This window comes from Bradyrhizobium erythrophlei (assembly GCF_042430365.1).
In the GTDB taxonomy this organism is placed as follows: domain Bacteria; phylum Pseudomonadota; class Alphaproteobacteria; order Rhizobiales; family Xanthobacteraceae; genus Bradyrhizobium; species Bradyrhizobium erythrophlei.
The window spans coordinates 1-4,057 of record NZ_JBHMET010000105.1; the positions used below are offsets into that span (position 1 = coordinate 1).

The following is a 4,057-nucleotide window of genomic DNA, read 5'->3' on the forward strand; positions in this document are numbered from 1 at the left end:
CAGAAATCGCCCGATTTGGGAATCCCAAATCGATTCAAGCTAACTTCATCCCGCTTTAGAATGGATCGCGGCCCTGCTCGCCTGCTGGATGAGCCTGACCACGATCTACCAGTCCTCGGCCGGGCCAATGCGGTGCGATGCGCAGTATTCCGCGAGCGGTCCGCCACAGTCGCTCCCGATACATCCGCCCGATCCAGACATCGAAGCGATGATCCGGGACATGAGGCTGCACGATTGAAACGGACGCGCAAACGTTCAAACGCCTTGCGTATATCGGTTGAAATGAATCAGGGCGGCGCCGAAGCGCCGCCCTGCGTGTTGTTGTCGTTGCCGGTCCCTTACTTGTGGTCGGCGAGCTCGAAGCGGTCGGCGTTCATCACCTTGGCCCATGCCGCGACGAAGTCCTTGACGAACTTCTCCTTGGCGTCCGACGAGCCATAGACCTCGGCGAACGCACGCAGCTGCGAGTGCGAGCCGAAGATCAGGTCGACGCGGGTGCCGGTCCACTTCACCGCATTGGTCTTGCGGTCGCGGCCCTCATAGATGCCCTCGCCGACATCGCTCCACTGCGTGCCCATGTCGAGCAGGTTGAGGAAGAAGTCGTTGGTCAGCGTTCCCGGCCTGCCGGTGAAGACGCCGTGCTTGGACTTCTTGGCGTTGGCGCCGAGCACGCGCAGGCCGCCGACCAGAACCGTGAGTTCCGGTCCGGTCAGCTTCAGGAGTTGCGCACGGTCCACCAGGGCCTCTTCGGGCATCATGAACTGATGCTTGCCGCTGGTGTAGTTGCGGAAGCCATCAGCCCGCGGCTCGAGCGGCGCGAACGACGGAACGTCGGTCTGCTCCTGCGAGGCATCGGTACGGCCGGGCGTGAAGGGAACCTTCACGCTGGTGCCGCCGTCCTTCGCCGCCTTCTCGATCGCGGCGGCGCCGCCGAGCACGATCAGGTCGGCGAGCGAGACCTTCTTGCTGCCTGCGTTGAACTCCTTCTGGATGGCTTCGAGCTTGCCCAGCACGGACTTGAGCTGCGCCGGCTCGTTGACCTCCCAGTCCTTCTGCGGGGCAAGACGGATACGCGCGCCGTTGGCACCGCCGCGCTTGTCGGAGCCGCGGAAGGTGGACGCGGACGCCCAGGCCGTCGACACCAGCTCGGACACCGACAGACCCGAAGCTGTTATCTTCGCCTTGAGCGCCTCGATGTCCTTGTCGTCGATGACGGGATGATCGAGCGCCGGAATCGCGTCCTGCCAGATCAGCGTCTCCTTCGGCACCAGCGGGCCGAGGTAGCGCGCGATCGGACCCATGTCGCGGTGCGTGAGCTTGAACCAGGCGCGGGCAAAGGCGTCCGCGAACTGGTCCGGATGCTCGTAGAACCGCCGCGAGATCTTCTCGTAGGCCGGATCGTAGCGCAGCGAGAGGTCGGTGGTCAGCATCGTCGGCACGCGCTTCTTCGACGGGTCGAACGGGTCCGGAATAACGGCGTCCGCTCCCTTCGCCGTCCACTGCTTCGCACCGGCCGGGCTCTTCGTCAGTTCCCATTCGTATTTGAACAGGTTCTCGAAGAAGTGATTGCTCCACTTCGTCGGGGTCTGGGTCCAGACGACTTCGGGACCGCCGGTGATCGCGTCAGCGCCGACGCCCGTGCCGTACTTGCTCTTCCAGCCGAGGCCCTGATCTTCGATCGCGCCGGCTTCCGGCTCCGGACCGATCAGCGACGCATCGCCCGCGCCGTGCGTCTTGCCGAAAGTATGGCCGCCGGCGATCAGCGCAACGGTCTCCTCGTCGTTCATCGCCATGCGGAAGAACGTCTCGCGGATGTCCTTGGCCGCGGCGATCGGGTCCGGATTGCCGTTCGGGCCTTCCGGGTTGACGTAGATCAGGCCCATCTGCACCGCGCCGAGCGGTTCGGAGAGCTGACGCTCGCCGCTGTAGCGCTCGTCGCCGAGCCAGGTGCCTTCCGGACCCCAATACAGCTCCTCGGGCTCCCACACGTCGGGGCGGCCGCCGGCGAAGCCGAAGGTCTTGAAGCCCATCGACTCCAGCGCGACGTTGCCGGCGAGGATCATCAGGTCGGCCCAGGAGATCTTGCGGCCGTATTTCTGCTTGATCGGCCAGAGCAGCCGACGCGCCTTGTCGAGGTTGGCGTTGTCAGGCCAGCTGTTCAACGGCGCGAAACGCTGCTGGCCGGCACCGGCGCCGCCGCGGCCGTCGGTGATGCGGTAGGTGCCCGCTGAGTGCCACGCCATGCGGATCATCAGGCCGCCGTAATGGCCGTAGTCGGCCGGCCACCACTCCTGCGACTCCGTCATCAAGGCATGCAGGTCCTTGATCACAGCGTTGAGATCGAGGGTCTTGAACTCCTTGGCGTAGTCGAAGTCCTTGCCCATCGGATCGGACAGGCTTGAGTTGTGGTGCAGGACCTGAACGTCCAGCGTGTTCGGCCACCAGTCACGATTCGCGGGCCCGCGGGTGCCCGTAAATGGGCATTTGCCCGCGCCTTCATCGGTTTTTGCGTCCATGTTTCTTCTCCGAGGTGATGGATTCTGGAATGTGCTGGAGCTCTTCCAAGAACGATTCTACGCGCCCGATTCCATCAGGTGAAATTGACTTTAATGATCGCAGCAATAAGATAATCTGATGATAAATGTCACACTCCGGCAACTTCGCTACTTCGACGCGCTCGCCCGTCACGGCCATTTCGGCCGCGCGGCGGAGGCCTGCGCGATCTCGCAGCCGGCGCTGTCGATGCAGATCCGCGAAATGGAACAGGCGCTCGGTGGCGTGCTGCTCGAGCGCAACGCCCGACAGGTGACGCTGACCCAATTCGGCGAGGAACTGCTCCATCGCGTCCGCGATATCCTGCGCTCGGTCGATGAGCTCGGCGATTTCGCCCGCGCCTCGCGCGACAAGCTCGCCGGACGGCTGCGCGTCGGCATGATCCCGACGATTGCGCCCTATCTGTTGCCCAAGGTGATCGAGAACCTGGCGCGCCTGCATCCCGAGCTCGATATTCATGTCCGCGAAACGCTGACGCCGAAACTGATCAAGGAGGTCGCGGAGGGCCGGCTCGACACCGCGATCGTCGCGCTGCCGGTATCGGAGCCGTCGCTGACCGAGGTCGCCCTGTTCAAGGAGGACTTCCTGCTGGTGCGGCCGAGCGAGGATGCGGGAACGCCGGTGCCGAGCGCCGAGATGCTGCGCGAGATGCGGCTGTTGCTGCTCGAAGAGGGGCATTGCTTCCGCGACCAGGCGCTGTCGTTCTGCAACATGCAGTCCTCGCCGCCGCGCGAGGTGCTGGATGCGAGCTCGCTGTCGACGCTGGTGCAGATGGTCGGCGCCGGCATCGGCGTCACGCTGATCCCGGAGATGGCGGTTGCGGTGGAAACCCGTTCGGCGCCGGTGTCGGTGTCGCGCTTCAAGAACCCGCAGCCCTCGCGCACCATCGGCATGGTCTGGCGCAAGACGAGCCCCCTCGCCGGCCAGCTCCTGCAAATCTCCGAAGTCGTCCGCCTCTCCGGCAACGCGCTGCACGCCCCGAAGGAGAATGGCGCGCGCGAGGCGAAGCGGGTGGTGAAAGCGAGGCGGAAGTAGTTTGATGGCTCCGTAGCCACATCCACCACCGTCGTCCCGGCGCAGGCCGCGACCCATAACCACTGCCGTTCGTTGTGAGAGGGATCGCGGCCCCGGCATCGCACACAATTGACATTCGTGGCTATGGGTCCCGGCCTGCGCCGAGACGACCCCAGTACTGCTTGCGAGTCATACATCCGCATTCTCGCGACATGATTTGTCCGAGTTTTGCATCTTCGTTCGCCCTCTCCAAACAGAGGGCGCAGGGAAAGCCGGGTGCCGATTGCACCCATGGGCCCTGTGCAACAAAAAGCACAGGGATAGGACCACAGGTGAAACCGGAAAACACGCCGGCTTTCCCTGCGCGATGGTTTTCGGCTTACTTCGTGCTCTCCCCGGCGAGACCGGGCTTTTTTGCCACCGTCCTCGCAAGACGTTTCGCGTCTTGCGAGGAGACACCAACCACTGGGGCGTCAGGACCACACGACTT

General features: G+C 64.1%; 2 protein-coding genes. One reads left to right on the forward strand and one right to left on the reverse strand.

The genetic code is table 11. From position 1 onward, the window contains the following. Positions 1–338 precede the first annotated feature (338 nt). Positions 339–2,516, reverse strand: a complete 2,178-nt coding sequence (katG, locus tag ACFFWD_RS17225; RefSeq protein ID WP_376967164.1) for a catalase/peroxidase HPI — start codon at positions 2,514–2,516, stop codon at positions 339–341. A gap of 118 nt (positions 2,517–2,634) precedes the next feature. Here katG and ACFFWD_RS17230 point away from each other — a divergent pair, with 118 nt between their 5' ends. Then, the gene (locus ACFFWD_RS17230; protein ID WP_376967166.1) at positions 2,635–3,588 is read left to right on the forward strand and encodes a hydrogen peroxide-inducible genes activator; all 954 of its coding nucleotides are present in this window, start codon (positions 2,635–2,637) and stop codon (positions 3,586–3,588) included. The last annotated feature ends 469 nt before the right edge of the window (positions 3,589–4,057 follow it).